This window comes from Anaerorudis cellulosivorans (genome assembly GCF_025943985.1).
Lineage (GTDB): Bacteria > Bacteroidota > Bacteroidia > Bacteroidales > Dysgonomonadaceae > Anaerorudis > Anaerorudis cellulosivorans.
Window position 1 is genome coordinate 16,694 of record NZ_JAPCWE010000006.1, and the last position, 22,281, is coordinate 38,974.

The following is a 22,281-nucleotide window of genomic DNA, read 5'->3' on the forward strand; positions in this document are numbered from 1 at the left end:
GATTGTCCTATGGATAAAAATATAAATATTAAACTGAGAATTTGGCGTCAAAAAGGCCCGAAAGAAAAAGGTGCTTTCGAAACCTATGAATTGGAAAATGTTTATCAGGGGAGCTCTTTTTTGGAAATGCTCGATATACTCAATAACAAACTTATATGCGAAGGTAAAGAACCGGTAGCTTTCGACCACGATTGCCGTGAAGGAATTTGCGGCATGTGCAGCCTTTATATAAATGGTCATCCTCATGGACCGGATGAAGATGTAACCACTTGCCAATTGCATATGCGCAAATTTAACGATGGAGATACCATTACTATTGAACCCTGGCGGTCCGCAGGATTCCCCATTATTAAAGACCTTATGGTCGATCGTTCTGCTTTCGATAAAATCATTCAGGCCGGAGGATATGTTTCCGTTAATACAGGTGGTGCTCCCGACGCCAACACCATCCCCATTGAGAAAGATAAAGCAGATGCTGCTATGGATGCAGCCGCCTGTATAGGATGTGGAGCTTGTGTTGCTGCTTGTAAAAACGGATCGGCAATGTTGTTTGTTGCGGCAAAAGTCAGCCATCTGGCACTGCTGCCTCAGGGACGAATTGAGGCAGCTAAACGAGCTAAAGCCATGGTAGCCAAAATGGATGAATTGGGATTCGGAAATTGCACCAATACCGGCGCATGCGAAATTGAATGTCCTAAAAATATTTCCATCACCAATATTGCACGCCTCAACCGTGAATTTTTGAAGGCAAAATTCAAAGATTAAAACTGATATATACCTCATCAAAGCATTTTGTTTCTTCTAAAAGGAGCGAAATGCTTTTTTTATAATAAACAATAGTCTCTATTAACATCCTTTTAGCCTTCTATTTTGTTATATAAGTGCGAATGGATTAAGTTTGACTTAATGAAACCGGTCAATAAAAGCATGTCTTATCAAATAAATTGAATGCATATGAAAAAAATAGTACGTAACACAACAATTATTATTCTGTCTCTGGTTGCTCTGCCGGCCTTTTCACAAATCAGATTTGGAGTAAGAGGGGAGGTGGGACTTAATAATCCTACTCTAAGCAGCGATGTATTGAAAGTTGAGAATATGACGAATTACAGTATCGGCCCCTCTTTCGAAGCCATGTTCCCTATGTTTGTTGCTGATATCGGTATAGATGCTTCACTTTTGTATACGAATAACCGAATGACTGTATCAACAATAGGGAATGAAAATGACTCGGAAAAAATTACCAATCAATACCTTAAATTACCGCTGAATTTGAAAGTCAAATTTGGCATCGGCTTACCTTTGATAAAAATGTATGCCTCAGCCGGTCCTTATGCTGCCTATCTGATTTCGGGAGATCCGATCGATCTCAACGATGCAGTCGAAAATATTAAAGCCAAATCTTTTGAAGCAGGAACCAATATCGGTTTGGGGTTTGAGGTGCTAAGAATACTTCAGGTGGGAGTGAATTATGGCATTAAACTTACCGATAATTATGCAACCGATAAACCCAATTGGGACGATCCGCTGAACGGAAAGACAACGTGCTGGTCGATCTGCGGCTCGATATATTTCTAAAATCGCATGTTTGCCGACGTAATTCTTCCTCTTCCACTCTCCAATACTTTTACGTATGCCGTTCCCGACGAGATGAACGATAAGATTGGTAAAGGATATCGAGTAATCGTACCTTTCGGGAGACGAAAATATTATACAGCTATTGTCGTCGCACTTCATGAAAATGAGCCAAAACATGTCGAAACTAAAGAAATTTGCTCCCTCATCGATTATCATCCCATCGTAAACGAATATCAGCTGAAATTATGGGAATGGATTTCTTTTTATTATCTATCGTCGCTTGGCGATATATACAAAGCGGCAACACCCTCAAAACTCAGAATGGAAAGTGAAACTTGTGTGGAGTTGAAAAAAACGGAAGATGAAAATTTTCCTCTTACTTCTACAGAGAATAATATTATAACCTATTTGCAAAACAAAGGAGCGGCAAAAATATCGGAAATTGAAAAAAACCTGAAAATAAAAAATATTTTTCCCCACATTTATGCACTGACGGGAAAGGGAATTATATCGACCTACGAAACCATAGAACACAAATTCAAACCCAAAACCGAAAAATTTATTTCCCTTAATCGTGAAATACCCGCCAATGATATTCCCGCTCTGATCGGCAAAGCAAAGAAACAACATGTGCTTTTCGAGCAAATCATTACGCTGCTTTCAGAGAAAAATGCTTCATGTATAAGTCGTGAAGAAATATTCAAAGAAACAGAAACAACAGCTTCTGTTCTCGATGGATTAATAAAAAAAAATATTTTATGCCAATTCACCAAAGAAGTAAGCCGCATTGCACCGAAGGTAAACACTACACGAAAACCTTTCCCATTAAGCGAACGTCAACAACAGGCATTTGACGAAATATGCACCTGTTTCGGCAATAAAAACACCTGCTTATTATTCGGGGTTACTTCGAGTGGAAAAACGGAGATTTATATCCATCTTATCGAAAAAATGCTCCTCGAAAAAAAACAAACCCTCTATCTCGTACCCGAAATTGCCCTTACTACCCAGCTCACTCAACGACTAAAAGTTGTATTCGGGGATAAATTGGGTATTTATCACTCGAAAATAAACGATAATGAACGCGCTGAAATTTGGCATAAAATGCTATCGGACAATCCGTACAAAATCGTTATCGGCGTACGTTCTTCCTTATTCCTGCCTTTTCGGCAATTAGGGTTGATCATTGTGGATGAAGAGCATGAAAACAGTTACAAACAACAGCAAGTTGCACCACGTTATCACGCTCGCGATACAGCTATTGTGCTTGCACAAATTTCGGGGGCCAACGTACTATTGGGATCGGCCACACCATCCATAGAATCGTTTTATAACACAAAAAGAGGAAAATACGGCCTTGTCATCCTCTCAAAACGTTTCGAAGAAGTGCTTATGCCGAAAATTATTATTGAAAACACCAAAGAATTGCGTCGAAAAAAGAAAATGAAATCCATTTTCTCTCCCACACTTATTAGCCATATTCAACAAGCGCTGGATAATGAAGAACAAGTCATTCTCTTTCGCAACCGACGAGGATTTGCTCCAAGAATAGAATGCAAACTTTGTGAATGGACACCCAAATGCAAACATTGCGACGTAACTCTCACCTATCACAAATATCGAAACGAGCTGGTATGCCACTACTGTAATAAAGCATATTCTATCCCCGTTGAATGCCCTGTGTGTCACGAAAAAAGTTTAAAATTCATTGGTCAAGGTACAGAACAAGTTGAAGAAGAAATTTCGCGTCTATTCCCGGGAACAAATGTAGCTCGCATGGACACCGATACTACTCATGGAAAATATGCATATGAACGAATCATCTCCGATTTTCAAAATAAAAAGATCCGGATATTGGTAGGTACCCAAATGGTTTCAAAAGGGTTGGATTTCGATAATGTAAGCGTAGTAGGTATTATAGCAGCGGATAGTCTGTTAAATTATCCTGATTTCCGCTCCCATGAGCGCGGATTTCAACTTATGATGCAGGCAAGTGGACGAGCAGGCCGACGAAACAAGCAAGGAACAGTCATTATACAAACCACTCAGCCTGAGCTACCTATTTACCAATTTATTGCCGAAAATAACTATGAAGGTTTTTTCCAAATGCAGCTAGCAGAACGAAAAATTTTCAAATACCCTCCTTTCAACCGATTGATTTCTATTGAATTGAAAGACAAAAACGAACAAAGAGCCGATGCCGCTTCCCTCTATTTTGCCGATATGTTACGCCGCTCTCTTAAAGAGAGTGTACTGGGGCCCAATAAACCGGTTATAAGCAGAATCCGATCGTATTATATCCGAGAAATTCTGCTCAAACCGGAAAATAAATTATCAGCCAAGTTTGTTAGAGACTGTATCCGTCAAACAGAACAACGTCTGCGAGAACAACCTGAATTTAGGTACGTGGTACTTAACTATAATGTGGATCCGGTATAAAATTACTTATTAAAATGCACAAAAAAAAACCGACATTACCATTAGTAATCCGGTTTTTTCCCAAATTTACTCCATTTCATTGGAGCATTATTTCATTTCAATTTCTTCTTTGAGGTCTATTTCGTTTCCGTCTTTATCGTAAAATACATATTCTAAAAATCCGAGACTTTGATCCGGAATTATTTTTAAGTTAACATTGTATTTCTTCTTCCATTGATACTTTAACGAAAATAGTCCTTTTTCAATATACGCTGCCACATAGGGATGAATGTGCAGACTGAATTTCTTCACTTGGAGTTTATTGGCCAAATAATCGATTTTCCCTTCCAGCGTGTCGGTAAACAAAAGGGATGATTTGATTTTTCCTTTACCAAAACAGGTAGGACAGACTTCACTGGTAGCAACTTCCATCTCGGGACGTACACGTTGACGAGTGATCTGCATTAATCCGAATTTACTTAGGGGCAATATGTTGTGTTTGGCTCTGTCGTGAGCCATAAAATCTTGCATCTTGGCCAGCAAGTTGTTTCGATGCTCGCTTTTGGTCATATCGATGAAATCGATCACGATAATTCCACCCATATCACGCAATCGCAATTGGCGTGCAATTTCTTCGGCTGCTGATACGTTTACTTCAAAGGCATTATCTTCTTGACCGAGCGATGATTTGTTTCGGTTTCCGCTATTTACATCGATAACATGAAGCGCTTCGGTATGCTCAATAATCAGATATGCGCCGTTTTTGAATGTGACCGTTTTCCCAAAAAGCTGCTTGATTTGTTTCGTAACGCCAAAATTGTCCATGATAGGCAACGCACCTGTATAAAGTTTGACAATATCTTTTTTGTCAGGTGCAATGACGCCAACATATTCAGCAATTTGTTTAGCTACGTCTTTATCATTAACATAAATATGTTCAAAAGAGGGATTAAAGATATCGCGAAGCAAAGCAACTGCTCGTGCAGTTTCTTCATAAAGAAGTGAGGGCGCTTTTGCCTTCGGCAACTTTTCGCACATATTTTCCCACTTCTGAATTAATAATTTAAGCTCCGCATCAAGTTCAGCAACACGTTTTCCCTCAGCATTGGTACGAATAATCACACCAAAATTTTTGGGTTTTATACTCTGTACAAGTTGTCGTAAACGGGCACGCTCTTCGCGTGATTTAATTTTTTGTGATACCGAAACTCTATCGATAAACGGTATCAGTACCATAAAACGTCCGGCAAAAGAAATTTCAGCGGTCAACCGTGGTCCTTTGGTAGAAATAGGTTCCTTGGCAATTTGCACAAGGATTTCCTGACCTACTTTCAAAACATCAGTTATACTGCCGTTTTTTTCGATATCGGGCTGCAGTTTCATTTTCTGAACCTGCGGTATTTTTTTCTTATTTTCGACAAACTTCTGAAAAGATAAAACCGAGTTAAATTCTGCCCCTAAATCCAAATAGTGAAGAAAAGCGTCCTTTTTGTGTCCTACATCCACAAATGCAGCATTTAGAGCGGGCATCAACTTTTTAACCCGCCCCAGATAGATGTTGCCAACCGTATAAGACTCATCCTGCTTTTCTTTTTGTAATTCTACCAATTTCTTATCCTCCAGAACAGCAATGGTGATCTCTTTGGGTTGAACATCCACAACAAGTTCGCTTACCACAATTTTATTATTTTAAAATGTTTTTTATAAACTTCTATCTCAGAAGAATTCGGTTCTCGCCAGAACCTATTTAAATACATACAAAGAACAAACTTAAGGCAAAAAAGTTTTTAAGTTTGTTCTTGTAATCTATAGAAAAAGTAACTTGGTTACTTTTTCTTCTTATGCCTGTTTTTTCTAAGTCTTTTTTTTCTTTTGTGAACAGCCATCTTATGCCTTTTTCTTTTCTTACCGCTTGGCATACCTTCTCCTTTTTTAAATGGTTATATATATGAATGATTTATATTATTTTTTTCCGCTATCTTTTACTTTAGATACAAAAGTCTTTGCCGGTTTAAACGCCGGAATATTATGCTCAGGAATAATGATAGTAGTGTTTTTGGAAATGTTACGGGCTGTTTTCTGTGCTCTTCTTTTAACAATGAAGCTGCCAAAACCCCTTAAATACACATTTTCATTATTAGCCAACGAATCTTTCACGACATCCATAAAAGATTCCACCGTTGCCAAAACCGACGCTTTATCTATTCCGGTATTTTTGGCAATTTCGTTTACAATATCTGCTTTGGTCATAATACAATTTTTTTTATTAAATTAAAAATAGCGATAGTAATTTTTTGGATTGCAAATATATAGCTTTTTTCCCAAGCTCAAAAATAAAACACAATCATTTTTGTTTTTTTTTGTAATTTGCCTCCATTCCTGCGTTTGAAAAACAGTTTGGCATTTATAATAAACTGAGAAATTAAAGAGATTGAAAATACCCATTATTTTCATCGATAAACTGAACATCAATTGAAGTTAATTCGCTACATTTGCATAAGACTTCACTATTTATTTCACTCTTTCTGAAATTACCAAGACATTTATATAATGCAAATTTCAAACCAATTTACAGATAACAAATGACAGAATCGTTCGACTATTTTGTGATAAGTAAAACGTTGCAATGCTGGTATGAACAAAATAAACGCGAGCTTCCTTGGAGGGAGACCAAAGATCCGTATGCTATTTGGATATCGGAAGTCATTTTACAACAAACTCGTGTGAATCAAGGCTACGATTATTATTTAAGATTTATCCGTCGATTCCCGAATGTAAAAGCGCTGGCGAAAGCATCTGAAGATGATGTGTTGAAACAATGGCAAGGATTGGGATATTATTCTCGGGCACACAATCTCCATGCAGCAGCAAAACAAATAGAAGAAATTTTTCATGGCGAATTTCCAAAAAAATATTCCGACATTCTTTCGCTTAAAGGCATCGGAGAATATACGGCGGCAGCAATCATGTCTATTGCCTATCGCGAACCTTTTGCTGTTATAGATGGCAATGTGTTGCGTGTGATATCCCGCTTGTTCATGATTGAAGAACCTGTCAATAGCGTACGAGGAAAGAAGAAAATCGCAGCGATTGCTCATGCAATTCTCGATCCGCAACATCCCGAAATCCACAATCAGGCCATCATGGATTTTGGGGCAACGCTTTGCAAACCGAAACAACCAAAATGTAACGATTGCCCTCTGCAAGTCCATTGCCTTGCTTTTGCAAAAAATGTTGTTTCGGAGTACCCTGTAAAAAATAAATCAACAAAAATAACAAACCGTTACTTTCACTATTTTCACATCATACACAACGATCATACCTATCTTTGCAAAAGAGAAGCAAATGATATTTGGAAAAATCTATACGAATTTCCGCTGATCGAAACCTCCAAGCCCTCTACTTTTATTGAGTTGCAAAATACAGCATCTTTTACCCGATTATTTGGAGCAAATCACGATATCCTATTCACTCACCAATCCCATGTAAAACATATCCTTTCTCATCAAATCATCTATGCCGATTTTTATAAAGTGGAGATACCGGATTCTGAAAATTTTTCATTACCTGATAAATTTCAAAAAATTCCAGCCGAGTATATCACCGATTTTCCTGTCTCTCGATTGATTCATAAATATATGGAAAATTATTAACGAGAAAGTGTTGCGATTTATGAAACTTTTACTACTTTTGTTTTTACAGGAAAACATTTTTAATTACAAAAATTTTTAGTTATGTCGGTAAACAAAGTTATTTTAATAGGAAACGTAGGTAAGGATCCTGACATTAAGTATTTTGATAATGACAGTGTAAAAGCTAATTTCCCGTTGGCTACGAGCGAAAGAGGTTACACTACTGCTAATGGGACACAAGTACCCGAAAGGACAGAATGGCATAACATCGTCTGTTGGAGAGGTTTAGCCCAAGTTGTTGAAAAATTTGTAAGAAAGGGGACACAAGTGTATATCGAAGGAAAAATCCGTTCCCGTTCATATGATGACCAAAACGGTATTAAACGATATATTACCGAAATCTATGCTGATAATTTGGAAATTTTGAGTCGAAGGAATTCGCCGACAGAAAATGCAAGCAGCACAACAACGGATACTACGTATGTCGAACATAGTGCTGATTTGGAAGAAAATTCAGAGGTAGATGATTTGCCATTTTAAATAAATCATCGTAAATTTGTGGAGAATGTTTTCGAGCTGTTCTTTCAGCTAAATGGCTTTAAAACATTCTCTTTTGTTTCATTTAATTCATTCCACTTGGAGCCTGACTCTTCATCATCTATTATTTCGAATATGTTGGCCATGCAGCCATCAGTATCCGACTATTTTTTGTTTGCTCTCCTTCTTCTGTTTATTTTTGTGAATGCGATTATTTCAGGTTCTGAAGCTGCTTTTTTTAAAGAAAAAAAAGCCGAAAACAAAAATATCCCCCGCCCTTCCCACCAAAACAACATTCGTATCAATTCGTCAGTAAACAAGCCTGAGGAATTACTCACTTCCATTCTTATTGCTTATAATTCACTGAACATAGTTATTTTAGTCCTTACCTTCTATTTGTTGAACAAGCTACCCTATTTTGCAAACCCTACTTTATGGAATTATATAGGAGAAATAGCCATTGCCGCCGGTATAATCCTCATATTTGTGGAGATTATGCCCAAACTTTATGCTTCATCAAACCCAAAAAAATTCTCTGAACGATATTCCTCTTTTATTCAGGCAGTAAATGATACACTATGGCCTATTTCCCATTTACTTGCCAAGTCGAATATCTATGATAAATCTACAATTCAACGAAAACACGAAATTTCGATGGATGAACTTTCCAAAGCACTCGAGATCACCTCGGATGAAAACACACACAAACAAGAAAAAGACATGTTGAAAGGAATCATCCGATTCAAAGATAAAACGGTAAACGATATTTTAGTTTCGCGTGCCGATTTGGTAGCACTTGACATAACCACACCCTTCAAAAAAGTTATCGATTTTATTATTGAAGCAGGGTTTTCGCGAATTCCGGTTTATGAAGGAAATCCCGACTATATTAAAGGCGTTTTATATGTAAAAGACTTGCTTCCTCATCTTAACAAACCGGAAGATTTTCATTGGCAATCGCTTATCAGACCGGCTTATTTTGTGCCGGAAACAAAACAAATAGATGATTTGTTGGAAGAGTTTCGCACCAATAAAAATCACATTGCGATTGTAGTAGACGAATACGGAGGTACAAGCGGCATAGTTACGCTTGAAGATATACTGGAAGAAATTGTAGGCAATATCAGCGATGAATACGATGAAGATAAACCCCTCTATACCATAGCTTCCGACGGTTCTTACATTTTTGACGGGAAAACGCCTTTAGAAGATTTTTTTAAAATCACAGGCATACCTCAAGCTGAATTCATAAATTATACAGAGGAAGCAGAAACACTTGCCGGCCTAATCTTAGAAATCAAAGGAAATTTTCCTAAACGAAAAGAAACGATCGTTTTTAAGAATTACAGATTTCAAGTGGAAGAAATGAATAAACGGCGAATTCTCAAAATACGGTTCATCCCAACCACAAAAAAGGAAAGTAAAGATGCTCATTAGAAATCAACATATCGATGAGAATTGCATTCTTGGTATTTGGGAGATAACGGAATCAAAAGAAGAGCTATTGGCATTGTATCCAAAAAATCTCCAACTGAAAGCCGCAAAACATATCACAAAAATGAAATCCGAAAAACGAATCATTGAGTGGTTATCGGTAAGGCTCATGCTTTTCCTTTTACTGAACGAAGAAAAAATGGTCTATCACAAACTCGACGGTAAACCCTATCTTATGGACAATTCGTATAATATAAGTATCTCCCATACAAACAAATACGCAGCAATTCTCCTTCACAGGTCTAAAAAGGTCGGCATCGATATTGAGGAAATATCGGAAAGAGTGCATAAAGTCGCTTCAAAGTTTATTTCGGAAAGCGAATTTATTGACGAATCTCAAAAATCGATTCACCGTCTTCTCCATTGGTCAGCAAAAGAGACCCTATTCAAACTTATGGATGTCAATGAAATCGATTTTAAGCAACATCTCCATTTAGACAAATTCATTCCCGCTGAACAAGGCATTATAACAGCATCTGAAACCAAAACAAACGAAAAAAAAAGATTCAACATTTTCTATGAAGTTTATCCGACATATGTACTCACATGGAGTATACAATAAAAAACCTAACGAAAACCCGATATAAATTGAATCACAAAAATAATTTAATCTGCACAAACCTTTGAATTTAAGAATTATTGTTATACCTTTGCAGCCTAAATTTCAAATAAAATTTTTTTGAACTAATTAAAAAAACAATTAGCATGAACAATTACGAAACCGTTTTCATTTTAACTCCCGTTTTATCTGATGCTCAGATGAAGGAAGCGGTTGAAAAATTCAAAAACCTCCTTACGGAATTAGGAGCTGAAATTATTAATGAAGAAGACTGGGGATTGCGCAAATTGGCATATCCCATACAAAAGAAAACAACCGGATTTTACCACTTCCTGGAGTTTAAAGCCGAACCGTCAGCGATAGAAAAACTGGAAGTAAATTTCCGTCGCGATGAACGTGTGATTCGTTTCTTGACAGTTAAACAAGACAAATTTGCGTTGGAATATGCCGAGAAAAGAAGAAGCAACAAACAACAGAAGAAACAGGAACCCTTTGCTGCATCAAAAAAAGCAACTCCTGTAATAGAAGAAGAAATAGAAATTGAAACCGAAGAACAAGAGGAGAATTAAAAATGGCTAAACAATCGGAAATCAGATATTTAACTCCACTTGCTGTGGATGTAAAAAAGAAAAAATATTGCCGCTTCAAAAAAAACGGGATCAAATATATCGATTATAAAGATCCCGAATTTCTAAAGAAATTCTTAAATGAGCAAGGCAAAATATTGCCACGCAGAATTACCGGCACATCACTTAAATTTCAGCGTCGGGTTGCACAAGCAGTGAAAAGAGCGCGTCACATTGCTTTGCTTCCGTACGTAACCGATTTAATGAAATAAAAAGGAGAAAATCAATTATGGAAGTAATATTAAAAGAAGATGTACCCAACTTAGGCTACAAGGACGATATTGTGAATGTGAAGGATGGCTATGCGCGCAACTATCTTATTCCACAAGGAAAAGCATACATTGCTACTGAATCGGCAAAAAAAATGCTGGCAGAAAATAAAAAACAGCGTGCACACAAATTGGAACAGCTTAAAGCAGAAGCTCAAGATATGGCCGATAAGATGCGCGATGTAACACTAACGATTGGAGCAAAGACCAGTTCTACCGGAACAATTTTTGGTTCGGTTACCAATATTCAGATTGCCGATGCACTTAAAGAAAAAGGTTTTGAAATAGACCGAAAAATTATTGTAATTAAAGGACCGGTAAAAGAAGTTGGCAACTACACAGCAATAGTGAAACTTCATAAAGAGATTGCCGTTGAAATTCCTTTTGAGGTAATTTCGGAATAATCTTTTCACATATACATAAAACCGCGAAACGATAATTCATAAAAAATCGAGTGGGAGGAAAATCAAATAGTTTTCCTCCTATTTTATTTTCCACCCTACGATTTCCAACGTATCATGAGCAATGGTTAATTCTTCATTTGTGGGAATTACCAGAACTTTCACCTTTGAGGTTGATTTACTGATCAATGCCTCTTTGGCACGAACCGAAGCATTTAATTCTTCATCGAGTTCCAGCCCTAAATATTCCATATTCTTGCAAACCTCGCTGCGGGTTGATGTCTGGTTTTCTCCTACTCCGCCAGTGAATACCAATATATCCAGTCCACCTAAAATGGCAGTATAAGAACCAATATATTTTTTTATACGATAGTTATACATCCGCATTGCCAATTTAGCCCGCTCATTCCCTTGTTCAATGGCCGCTTCTATTTCTCGCATATCCGAAGAAACACCGGAAATACCCAGTACACCCGAAAACTTATTCAATAATCGGGAAACACCTTGTGAACTAAGATGTTCTTTATCCATTATATAAGTAATTACCCCCGGATCTACATCTCCTGATCGTGTCCCCATAATAAGCCCTTCAACCGGAGTCATTCCCATACTTGTATCGATAGATTTTCCATTTTTAATAGCCGTCACCGACCCTCCGTTCCCAATATGCGCCGTAATAATGCGCTGCTCTTCGTAAGGTACATTCAAAAATTCACATGCTCTTCTCGAAACATAACGGTGACTTGTGCCATGAAATCCATAACGCCGGATACCATATTTTTCATAAAGAGAATACGGCAATCCATACATATATGCATAATCGGGCATCGTTTGATGAAAAGCAGTATCGAAAACGGCTACCTGCGGGGTTTTCGGCATAAACTCTGCAATAGCATTTATCCCTTTTAAATTGGGTGGATTGTGCAATGGCGCCAAATCAATACATTCTTTTACCATCTCAATCACTTCATCGGTGATGAGTACACTTTTGTTGAATTTCTCTCCTCCATGAACAACCCGATGTCCAACAGCATCAATCTCTTCAAGCGATCGGATGCAGCCATATTTGTCACTTAAGAGCACACCCAAAATGTATTCAATTCCTATTCTGTGTTCCAAAATCTCACCTTCGAGCATGACTTTTTGTCCATTGGGCAAAGTCAGTTTAAGAAAAGAACCTTTTAGGCCGATCTTTTCTATGCCACCTTGCGCCAGAACGGAATGATTTTCCATGTCAAAGAGTTTATATTTAATTGAAGAGCTTCCGCAGTTTAAAACTAATATTTTCATTTTGCTATTTTTATCCTTATAAACGTTCAAAGAAATGTATCTACTTGAAAGAAAAAGAAGTTTTTAAACAAATTCTTTATGTTGTTTGATTTTTTGTCGAAAAAACAAGAAATGATCAAAGCCCTAGAAACCTTAGCTATTAAAACAATATATTTTCGGCAATGGGCCTTTCCATTTCATCATAAATATAAAATCCTTTTCGTGTGCGAACTCCTAGCTGATGAGAGCGATAAAGTTTCCACAAAATAGGATTGGGTTTATATTTTTTATCTCCATAATCGTTGAACATGGTTTCCATAAGAACAACCAATCGTTCTATGCCAATAATATCCGACAAGCGGAAAATTCCATAACGCTGTCCATAAATAATAGTAAAGGTTTCTTCGATGCTTTTCATTGATGACACCCGTTCCAACAAAATCTCGCATGCTTCGTTGAGCATCGGGACCATCAATCGAAGGCTTACATTTCCATTATTCTCGTTAACTCGGTGAGGAATATAGCCAATTAATTTAGCAAAAATCTCCATTTTTTTGCATACTTCTTCAGAGGTATACATGCCGGTTACAATCTCCAAAATGCGCGCATCAGGATGCGAAACAGGAAAATACAGACTTACACATCTTTCCTTGTGAATTAATTCGGCCGCCAATTCACTAATGATCACCGTAAATCCATTTGTTGCAATAATAGCATCAGGTTCAAGTACCTCTTCCAGTTTTTTGAAAATATTTTTTCTCAACGGGATGCTGCGACGGCCGGTTTCTGAATAACGCGTGCATTCTATCACCAAATCACAGCCTTTGAAATCATCATAATGTAATGTAGGCGTAATTCGATTCAAGATTGCTCTTTTTTCCGATTGAGTCAATCCCCAATTCTCGATACGAGTGTCCATATTCTTGCTGAGCTGACCCATTACATATTCGATCCGCTCGTTGGATTCTTCCATAAAAACGACATCCATCCCTGCAGAAGCAGTAAGATTAATAATGTTTCGCCCTTCTTTTCCCGCACCAACTACCCCAATTTTCGAGAACAACGGTTTATTTTTACGTTGGGTAGTTATATGAAGTCCATATTTTTCAATGGAATCAATAATCAGTTCGCTCATGTTATATTAAAAAATTTTTTTTGTGATAATCAGGAAAGTATATTATTGAAACAATCATTCTTAAGAGGCTGGATTTTTCAATGCAATCGCTTGATTTGCAGTAATAACAACCATTTTGTAAATATCGTCGACCGAACAGCCACGCGACAAATCGTTAACCGGTGCGGCCATTCCTTGTAAAATAGGACCAATAGCTTCAGCATTACCCAAGCGCTGAACCAGTTTATAACCAATATTCCCCGCTTCCAGTGAGGGGAAAATCAGCACATTGGCCTTACCTGCTATAGGGCTTCCCGGAGCTTTTCTCTCGGCTACCGAAGGGACTAAAGCAGCATCCACTTGAAGTTCGCCGTCTATTAGCAGAGAAGGATCCATTTCTTTTGCCAAACGAGTAGCCTTCACCACTTTTTCAATCATCACATGCTGAGCACTTCCTTTAGTAGAAAAACTCAACATCGCAATACGCGGTTCCACCCCCAAAATGCCACGGACAGTTTGAGCCGAGGCAATGGCAATAGTTGCCAATTCTTCAAAAGAAGGATCGGGAATAACGGCACAATCGGCGAAAAGCAGCAATCCATTTTCGCCGCATTCAGGCGTTTGAGTAAACATGAGAAATGCGCCGGAAACCACACTCATCCCCGGTTGAGTTTTAATGATCTGCAACGCGGGGCGTAACACATCGCCTGTAAAATTCAGCGCACCGGCTATTTCACCATCGGCATCACCGTTTTTGATCATTAAACACGCTAAATACAGCGGATCTTCCACCAATTCTGCTGCTTTTTCTGGAGTCATCCCTTTTTTTTGACGAAGCTGGAAAAGAAGATTCGCATAGGCTTCTTTTTTATCGTGGTTTTTTGGGTCGATAATAGTTGCACTTTCAATCTGCTTAAGATTCAATTCCAAAGCTAATGAGTTGATTTCTTTAGGATTACCCAGTAAAATAATATGAGCCACTCCATCACCTATCAACCGATCTGCTGCCTGAATAGTACGTCTTTCGGTACCTTCGGGCAAAACAATACGCTGTTTGTTTGCCTTTGCTCGCGCAATAATGTTTTCCATCAAATTCATAATATATACTATACTTTTTCTAATGACGATTCTTTAAAATAGACGGATTTGCCGGTCTGAATTTCAGTTTACACATACTTTGTTGCAAAAATACGAAAAAAAGACCGAACAAGATTACAAAATGTAAGTGAAAAGATTTGATTCTTATTCGTAACTTTGCAGTGAAAAACAAGCAAAAATGGAAATCGCAGCATTGGTATCTGGAGGAGTAGATAGCTCGGTAGTTGTTTATCGCCTGAAAGAAATGGGTTACGATCCTACTCTTTTTTATATAAAAATCGGGATGGAAGATAAAAATGGATATATTGACTGTCCGGCGGAAGAAGATATTGAAATTGTTTCCTATATTGCAAAAAAATACGGCTGTCGCTTCGAGATTGTATCGCTACAAGACGAATATTGGAATAGCGTTGTTCGCTACACTATCGAATCGGTAAAGCGAGGTTTGACACCGAATCCTGACATGATGTGCAATAAACTGATCAAGTTTGGTTGCTTCGATGAAAAATGGGGGCACCATTTCGATAAAATTGCAACCGGTCATTACGCCACTACCACAGAGATCGATGGTCTCACTTGGCTCTCAACGGCAAAAGATCGTGTAAAAGATCAGACTTATTTTTTGGGTCAAATCAACTATTTGCAGGTTTCACGGCTAATGTTTCCCATAGGAAACTTGCTGAAATCGGAGGTACGTGCTATTGCCGCTCAAGAAAAATTGCCGTCGGCACAGCGAAAAGACAGCCAAGGTATTTGTTTTCTCGGCAAGATCAATTATAACGAATTTATCGAACGCTATTTAGGGAAAAAAGAGGGGTTAATTGTGGAGCTCGAAACCGGGAACATCCTCGGCAAACATCAGGGATATTGGTTTCACACCATCGGACAGCGAAAAGGGCTCGGTTTAAGCGGAGGACCATGGTTTGTAATCAAAAAAGACACTAATCGCAACATTATTTACGTGTCTAAAGGATACAACACACAATATCAATACGGTGATGTGATCGATCTGCAAGGATTTTCTTTTATTACGAAAGATATATGGGGCGATTCTGAAGACGAAAAGGAAATTATGTTCAAAATTCGCCATACCCCTGAATTCACTCCCGGAAAAATTTCTAAAATAGGAGATATCTATCACATTCAATCCGAAAAACCCGTGCAGGGAATTGCAGCGGGACAATTTGGTGTGGTGTATGATAAAGAATGCCGGCTGTGCCTAGGAAGTGGAATGATTATTTGAATAACCGATTTGGCTTTGGTCTAATTTTTGCTTATAATTACCAGGTGAATTTTATGAACCAAATGAAAGATCTTATAATAAACGAAGAAAAGAAACAAAATGCCGTTTTGGTCGGACTTATCACACCCGAACAAAATGAAGAAAAAGTACATGATTATCTCGACGAGTTGGCTTTTCTTGCCGAAACAGCAGGGATAGTTCCGGGAAAACGTTTTATCCAACGATTAGAAATACCCAATTCGGTAACATTCGTAGGGGCAGGTAAGCTTCAAGAAATAAAAGAATATGTTACCAATGAGAATAACAACATCGATACCATCATTTTCGATGATGAGCTTTCTCCCCGACAAATACGAAATATCGAAAAAGAGCTCAAGATTCAGATTATGGATAGAACCGGTCTCATCTTGGATATCTTTGCCATGCGGGCAAAAACAGCTCATGCCAAAGCACAAGTTGAACTAGCGCAATATCAGTATTTATTGCCCCGACTGACACGTATGTGGACTCACCTTGAACGTCAATACGGTGGTGGAGGGACCATTATGCGTGGGCCGGGTGAAACACAATTGGAAACCGACCGACGCATCATTCTCGATAAAATTTCCCGCCTGAAGAAAGAATTGAAAAACATCGATATGCAGAAATCGGTACAACGCAAAAATCGCGGGAAATTGGTACGTGTAGCACTTGTGGGTTATACCAACGTAGGCAAATCCACCCTTATGAATCTGCTTAGCAAATCGGATGTCTTTGCGGAAGATAAACTTTTTGCCACATTGGATACAACCGTTCGAAAAGTAACCATCGAAAACCTGCCTTTCCTTTTATCGGATACCGTTGGTTTTATCCGAAAATTACCTACCGACCTCATCGAATCGTTCAAATCCACCCTCGATGAAGTTCGCGAAGCCGATATCCTCATACACATGGTGGACATCTCGCACCCCGCCTTTGAAGAACAAATGGAAGTAGTAGAAAAAACACTTTTTGATATCGATAACACAGAAAAACCCACCATTATTGTTTTCAACAAAATCGACGCTTTTACGCATGTTCCGCAAAATTCTTACGACCTAACACCAAAAAAAAGAGAAAATTATACGCTCGATGAACTAAAACAAACATGGATGGGTAAATTAAAAGAAAATTGTGTTTTTATTTCTGCCAAAGAAAAAGAAAACATTGAGGAACTAAAATCGATTTTATACAAAAAAGTAAGGGAAATTCACATTACGCGATTCCCCTACAATGATTTTCTTTATCCTGACCCGGAAGAATGAGAGTAAAAAGGCTATTCCAGCGTATGATTGGGTTTTTTGCATAACTCCTCATTCAACGCGATAACGGCTTCTTCATATTTATCGCGAGCGATAATAAACTGCATATTGACCTGCCTGAGCGACTGAGCAAAGCTTTCGATATTAATTCCTCTTTCGTACAATGCTTTTGCAGCTTTATGTAAAAAGCCGGGAATAGCAATGTTGCTCCCCATAGCGCAAACGATAGCCACCGGCACCGCCCTTACTTGATAAAATGAAGCCTTCAACGCCTTTACCAATTCGCGAGACTTTTCATTATCCCAAACAACCATTGTAATTGAATTAGCATCGGTAGATTTCATAATGTAGCTCACATTGAATTTGACAAAATATTCCATTATACGCCCATCGAAACCAACTTCGCCTACCATCATGGGGTCGTGAACTTCAATGGCAACTACTCTTCGGGAGCCGGAGACGATTTCCACCCGCGGTTCGGGCGAAACATAATCGCGCGAAATCAATGTTCCCGGATGTTCAGGGTCAAAGGTATTTTTTATACGAATATTTATTCCGGCCAATTCCAACGGTTTTGCGGCTTTGGGATGAATGGCTTCCATCCCTATATCGGCCAACTGATCTGCAATAATATAGTTGGTATGACCTACAGGAACACTATTCTCAACTCCCACAATTTGGGGGTCGGCACTCGACAAGTGAAATTCTTTGTGAATAACTGCTTCGTCGGCATTTACTTCCACGGCAATTTTACTGAAGGTAACCTCGGAATAGCCACGATCAAAAGCACGCATAATACCCTCAGTGCCTTTGGTATATCCTGTGGCAACACAAATTACTTTACTAAAATCGATTCCGCAAAACTCTTTATGAATGCGTTCGTCGATCGTCAACGGTTCATTATCGTTAAAACCACAGAGATCAATAAAACGTGCATTTATACCGTTGTTATTCAAAATATTAACCGTATTCCACCCAGAATGAGCTTCTCCTATCGATGCTAAAATTTCGCGCGCAGCCAAATAAATATCAGTTCTGTTTACATATCCCGATGCTAGAACTTTGCTGAGACTGAATAAAATCGTTTTTGCCTGATCCACCCGAAAACGAATGAAATCACGAGCCTCTTTCAAATCAAGCCCAATATCGGCAAAACCGTCATTTATCAATAACAACCGCTGACAAAATGCATCCAACGCACTGCTGTAGTCTTCGCCATTAAGAAACTTGTTGTAAATACCCGGCTCACCTGTTTTTTTGTGTTCCAGTAGCCAATTGGTAACATTGTTGTAAGCTGAAACCACAAAAATACGGTTGTACAGCTCATCGCCTTTACGATTCCCTTTTATTATATTTTGCAGCACATCCTGAAATTGCGACATGGATGTTCCGCCTATTTTTTCCACTGTCAACATAGAACTGAATTATCAATTACAAATTAAACGTTATAAAAACCACAAAGATACGGTTTTTTTATTTTTTAGAATTGTTTCAATTCGCGATATAATTTAAAAATGGGCAACCCCATCACATTAAAATACGAACCCTCAATTGTTTCCACTCCAACGTACCCGATCCATTCTTGCACACCGTACGCTCCTGCTTTGTCCAAAGGACTATATTTTTCAACATAATATTCGATTTCTCTGTCTGTAAGGTTGCCAAAAGTCACCCGAGTTTTATCCGAAAAACTAACTTGTTTTTGTTTCGATGTTAAACAAACGCCGGTAATTACCAAATGCGTTTGCCCGGAAAGTTCTCGCAACATGTTCTTGGCATCCTCTTTATCTACGGGTTTACCAAGAATTTTATCATGCAACAAAACGAGAGTATCTGCTGTAATCAGCAATGCGTTTTCATTGAGAAAATCCACGTAAGCATCCGCTTTTTTTCGGGCAAGAAATTCGGCGACTTGTTCCTTAGGAAGATTGCCAGGATACGATTCATCGATATCGGGCAGTGTGTGAATTTCATAATCCACATCGATGCCCGAAAGCAATTCCTTTCGACGAGGCGAATTGGAAGCAAGGATAATGCGATAGTTTGTCAGTTTCATATTGCCTTGCGTATCCTGACCAACTTTGTCAACAAATCTTCTAATTGGTGCAGCGGCAACATGTTTGCTCCATCCGATTTAGCATTTTCCGGTTCGGGATGTGTTTCAATGAACAACCCATCCACACCCGCCGCAATAGCAGCTTTTGCAATGGTTTCAATGAGATGAGGCAGGCCACCCGATACCCCTGATGACCGGTTGGGTTGTTGCAAGCTATGTGTAGCATCCATTACGACAGGGAAACCAAAATTTTTCATTATAGGTATTCCCCTAAAATCAACGACCAAATCGCTATATCCGAACATGGTCCCTCTTTCCGTGAGAATAACATGGTTATTTCCGCTATCAACTACTTTCTGCGCGGCAAACTGCATAGCCTCAGGCGATAAAAACTGTCCTTTTTTGATATTGACAACTCTCCCTGTCTTGGCAGCAGCAATCAGCAATTCGGTCTGACGACACAAAAAGGCAGGAATCTGCAATATATCCACATATTCAGCAGCCATTTGTGCCTCATGCGACTCGTGAATATCGGTAATGACAGGAATATTGAATGTTTCGCGCACGTTACGCAAAATTTTCAACGCCTTCTCATCGCCGATTCCCGTAAATGAATCTACCCTGGAACGATTAGCTTTCCTGTACGAACCCTTAAAGACATATGGTATTGCCAACTTATCGGTAATCGTTTTTATTTTTTCGGCAATCTGCATTGCCATTTCATCGCCTTCAATCACACAGGGACCGGCTAAAAGAAAAAAATTATCGGATTTTAAATACGAAAGATCCATTTTTTGTTTCTATTTAATTTGGACGAAAGATACGAAAAAACGCTTTGTTTTTGTACATTTGCGCCAAGGTCAGTTGTTTTTTCTTGTTCATTATAACACAAAATTAAAACTTTTAACCCAATCATAACGGGATATGTACCTCTATGATTATTTTTGCTTCGTATAGCATTTACTAATTGGATTTTCATCATGATATTGGATATTTGTCTTTCACCTGCTCTTTATCCTTTTTATAAAAAAGAAAACGATACCGTAATCGTTGTCGACATTTTTCGTGCATCCACCACCATGTGTGCAACCTTTGCAAATGGAGCATCGGCCATTATTCCGGTAGCCGACATTGAAGAAGCCAAACGATACAAATCGCAAGGATATCCGGTTGGAGCCGAGCGCAATACCCGAAAGTGCGACTTTGCCGATTTCGGAAATTCACCTTTCGATTATACCCGAGAAAAAGTTGAAGGAAAAGAAATAGTTTTTACCACAACCAATGGCACACACGCCATTAAACTGGCACACGGATGCAAAACTCTGCTTATCGGTGCTTTCTCGAACATTGATGTACTGGCAAAAAAATGCATAGAAATTGGTAATCGGATAGTGGTAATTTGTGCCGGATGGAACAACAGGGTAAATATCGAAGATACCCTTTTCGGGGGAGCTTTTGCCGAAAAACTTTCCGGCGAACATCACATAAAGTGGGATTCGGATGCAGTGAAAATAGCATGGCAACTATGGCAATCTGCCAAACACGATCCGTTGAACTACATAAAAGATTCTGAACACTATCAACGGCTCATCGACAACAAAGCCGAGGGGGATGCTTCTTTCTGCTTACAGCCAAACACCATCAATCTTGTTCCCTATTATGATGGTGTAGAGAAGAAACTAAAAATTTATTAATCATTCCCAAAAATCAAAATCATCAAAATCGAACGATTCGGTAAATTGTTCCAAATCCCGCCGTTCTTTTTTTGTGGGTCGTCCTGTACCTCGCTGTCTGTCTATAAATCCGCTGATTTTGTTAAGCTCCAAAATTTCGTATTGATCGGGAGATGTTATGTTTTCCATATATTGCGGCACAAGTTTGGCCCCCATCCGCTTATCGGTTAAATCAAGCACCTTAAACGAAAATATAACAGGTGGTTTACGTACCTGCACAATATCACCTCTCCTGATTGTACGTGAAGGCTTCACCGTAACGTTCCCAATCATTACACGACCTTTTTTGCATGCTTCCGATGCAATGGAACGGGTTTTAAAAATCCGAACCGCCCACAACCATTTATCGATTCTTACCTCATCCATCGTTTAAATCGAAAACAAAGATAGGCATTATTTATTATTATACAGATTCATGGCAATATCTATTCCGGAAAGACAAAAAGTGCGAATCGCTTCGCACGCTGTTTCTATACGTTCGGGCAGCAATTTCTTCTCTTCATCGGTAAAATCGCTCAACACATAATCAATTTGAGCTCCACGCGGGAACCCATTGCCGATTCCAAAACGAAGCCGGGCATATTGCTGCGTACCCAGCACTTCCTGTATGTGTTTTAAGCCGTTATGTCCACCATCACTTCCTTTGGATTTCAATCGAATGGTGCCAAACGGCAACGCCAAATCATCAACAATAACCAACAAATTATCAATAGGAATTTTCTCCTTTTTCAGCCAATATCGCACTGCATTTCCACTCAAATTCATAAAAGTAGACGGCTTTAAAAGAAGAAGGGATTTATTTTTCAAACGCGTTTCCGCAACAAAGCCATATCGCTTATCCTGAAAAAAAGTATTGGACGCCTTTGCGAAAGCGTCCAATATCATAAATCCTATATTGTGGCGGGTGTTTTCATATTCGGGACCGATGTTCCCTAATCCCACTATCAAATATTTCATTGCACTACATCCTTAAA

General features: G+C 38.6%; 22 protein-coding genes and 1 pseudogene. 13 read left to right on the plus strand and 10 right to left on the minus strand.

Annotated elements, in window-relative coordinates:
• Positions 1-9 precede the first annotated feature (9 nt).
• From OLM34_RS04515 to priA, 3 genes are all read left to right on the plus strand, one after another.
• The gene (locus OLM34_RS04515) at positions 10-765 is read left to right on the plus strand and encodes a succinate dehydrogenase/fumarate reductase iron-sulfur subunit (protein ID WP_264405532.1); all 756 of its coding nucleotides are present in this window, start codon (positions 10-12) and stop codon (positions 763-765) included.
• 189 nt (positions 766-954) lie between these two features.
• The gene (locus tag OLM34_RS04520) at positions 955-1,578 is read left to right on the plus strand and encodes a porin family protein (protein ID WP_264405533.1); all 624 of its coding nucleotides are present in this window, start codon (positions 955-957) and stop codon (positions 1,576-1,578) included.
• Between the two features lie 6 nt (positions 1,579-1,584).
• Positions 1,585-4,017, plus strand: coding sequence for a replication restart helicase PriA (gene priA, locus OLM34_RS04525; RefSeq protein WP_264405535.1), 2,433 nt, complete (start codon positions 1,585-1,587; stop codon positions 4,015-4,017).
• A gap of 87 nt (positions 4,018-4,104) precedes the next feature.
• Here the strand turns inward: priA and OLM34_RS04530 are convergent, their stop codons facing one another.
• Both OLM34_RS04530 and OLM34_RS04535 read right to left on the minus strand, forming a co-directional pair.
• Positions 4,105-5,673, minus strand: coding sequence for an Rne/Rng family ribonuclease (locus OLM34_RS04530; protein WP_264405536.1), 1,569 nt, complete (start codon positions 5,671-5,673; stop codon positions 4,105-4,107).
• A 285-nt stretch (positions 5,674-5,958) separates the two neighbouring features.
• Entirely contained in the window at positions 5,959-6,246 is a 288-nt protein-coding gene (locus OLM34_RS04535; protein ID WP_264405537.1) for an HU family DNA-binding protein, read from the minus strand.
• 332 nt (positions 6,247-6,578) lie between these two features.
• Between OLM34_RS04535 and mutY the strand changes: the two genes are divergently transcribed.
• The 7 genes and pseudogenes from mutY (at position 6,579) to rplI (ending at position 11,517) form a co-directional block, all read left to right on the plus strand.
• Positions 6,579-7,649: an A/G-specific adenine glycosylase gene (gene mutY / locus OLM34_RS04540; RefSeq protein ID WP_264405539.1), complete on the plus strand. Its 1,071-nt coding sequence runs from the start codon at positions 6,579-6,581 to the stop codon at positions 7,647-7,649.
• A gap of 81 nt (positions 7,650-7,730) precedes the next feature.
• Entirely contained in the window at positions 7,731-8,168 is a 438-nt protein-coding gene (locus tag OLM34_RS04545) for a single-stranded DNA-binding protein (RefSeq protein WP_264405540.1), read from the plus strand.
• Positions 8,169-8,309: 141 nt separating this feature from the next.
• On the plus strand, positions 8,310-9,602 hold the full coding sequence (gene gldE / locus OLM34_RS04550; protein WP_264405541.1) for a gliding motility-associated protein GldE: 1,293 nt from the start codon (positions 8,310-8,312) through the stop codon (positions 9,600-9,602).
• A complete protein-coding gene (locus tag OLM34_RS04555) occupies positions 9,592-10,221 on the plus strand; it encodes a 4'-phosphopantetheinyl transferase family protein (RefSeq protein WP_264405542.1) in 630 nt (209 codons plus the stop codon). Before gldE ends, OLM34_RS04555 begins: the two co-directional genes overlap by 11 nt.
• Positions 10,222-10,364: 143 nt before the next feature.
• A pseudogene (rpsF, locus tag OLM34_RS04560) lies at positions 10,365-10,706 on the plus strand (30S ribosomal protein S6); the annotation flags it as partial.
• An 83-nt stretch (positions 10,707-10,789) separates the two neighbouring features.
• On the plus strand, positions 10,790-11,056 hold the full coding sequence (gene rpsR, locus OLM34_RS04565; protein ID WP_264405543.1) for a 30S ribosomal protein S18: 267 nt from the start codon (positions 10,790-10,792) through the stop codon (positions 11,054-11,056).
• A 17-nt stretch (positions 11,057-11,073) separates the two neighbouring features.
• A complete protein-coding gene (gene rplI, locus OLM34_RS04570; protein WP_264405545.1) occupies positions 11,074-11,517 on the plus strand; it encodes a 50S ribosomal protein L9 in 444 nt (147 codons plus the stop codon).
• 78 nt (positions 11,518-11,595) lie between these two features.
• Here the strand turns inward: rplI and OLM34_RS04575 are convergent, their stop codons facing one another.
• From OLM34_RS04575 to pta, 3 genes are all read right to left on the minus strand, one after another.
• Positions 11,596-12,804, minus strand: a complete 1,209-nt coding sequence (locus OLM34_RS04575) for an acetate kinase (RefSeq protein ID WP_264405546.1) — start codon at positions 12,802-12,804, stop codon at positions 11,596-11,598.
• 139 nt (positions 12,805-12,943) lie between these two features.
• Entirely contained in the window at positions 12,944-13,918 is a 975-nt protein-coding gene (locus OLM34_RS04580; protein ID WP_264405547.1) for a 3-hydroxyacyl-CoA dehydrogenase family protein, read from the minus strand.
• 60 nt (positions 13,919-13,978) lie between these two features.
• Positions 13,979-14,995 (minus strand): phosphate acetyltransferase, encoded by a 1,017-nt coding sequence (gene pta / locus OLM34_RS04585; RefSeq protein ID WP_264405548.1) that lies wholly within the window; start codon positions 14,993-14,995, stop codon positions 13,979-13,981.
• Positions 14,996-15,173: 178 nt separating this feature from the next.
• Here pta and mnmA point away from each other — a divergent pair, with 178 nt between their 5' ends.
• Entirely contained in the window at positions 15,174-16,238 is a 1,065-nt protein-coding gene (gene mnmA / locus OLM34_RS04590; protein ID WP_264405551.1) for a tRNA 2-thiouridine(34) synthase MnmA, read from the plus strand.
• 62 nt (positions 16,239-16,300) lie between these two features.
• Positions 16,301-17,521: a GTPase HflX gene (gene hflX / locus OLM34_RS04595; RefSeq protein ID WP_264405553.1), complete on the plus strand. Its 1,221-nt coding sequence runs from the start codon at positions 16,301-16,303 to the stop codon at positions 17,519-17,521.
• An 11-nt stretch (positions 17,522-17,532) separates the two neighbouring features.
• Here hflX and OLM34_RS04600 read toward each other — a convergent pair whose 3' ends face one another.
• The 3 genes from OLM34_RS04600 to kdsA form a co-directional block, all read right to left on the minus strand.
• Positions 17,533-18,933: an aspartate kinase gene (locus tag OLM34_RS04600; protein ID WP_264405554.1), complete on the minus strand. Its 1,401-nt coding sequence runs from the start codon at positions 18,931-18,933 to the stop codon at positions 17,533-17,535.
• Between the two features lie 65 nt (positions 18,934-18,998).
• Positions 18,999-19,574, minus strand: coding sequence for a Maf-like protein (locus OLM34_RS04605; protein WP_264405555.1), 576 nt, complete (start codon positions 19,572-19,574; stop codon positions 18,999-19,001).
• Positions 19,571-20,365 carry a 3-deoxy-8-phosphooctulonate synthase gene (gene kdsA / locus OLM34_RS04610; protein ID WP_264405557.1) on the minus strand — a complete coding sequence of 265 codons (795 nt, stop codon included), beginning with the start codon at positions 20,363-20,365 and terminating at the stop codon, positions 19,571-19,573. Before kdsA ends, OLM34_RS04605 begins: the two co-directional genes overlap by 4 nt.
• A 189-nt stretch (positions 20,366-20,554) precedes the next feature.
• Here kdsA and OLM34_RS04615 point away from each other — a divergent pair, with 189 nt between their 5' ends.
• Complete coding sequence (locus OLM34_RS04615; RefSeq protein ID WP_264405558.1) at positions 20,555-21,268, plus strand: 2-phosphosulfolactate phosphatase; 714 nt, start codon at positions 20,555-20,557, stop codon at positions 21,266-21,268.
• Here OLM34_RS04615 and OLM34_RS04620 read toward each other — a convergent pair whose 3' ends face one another.
• Positions 21,269-21,673, minus strand: coding sequence for an RNA-binding S4 domain-containing protein (locus tag OLM34_RS04620; protein ID WP_264405560.1), 405 nt, complete (start codon positions 21,671-21,673; stop codon positions 21,269-21,271).
• A 27-nt stretch (positions 21,674-21,700) separates the two neighbouring features.
• Positions 21,701-22,264: an aminoacyl-tRNA hydrolase gene (pth, locus tag OLM34_RS04625; RefSeq protein ID WP_264405562.1), complete on the minus strand. Its 564-nt coding sequence runs from the start codon at positions 22,262-22,264 to the stop codon at positions 21,701-21,703.
• Positions 22,265-22,281 lie beyond the last annotated feature (17 nt).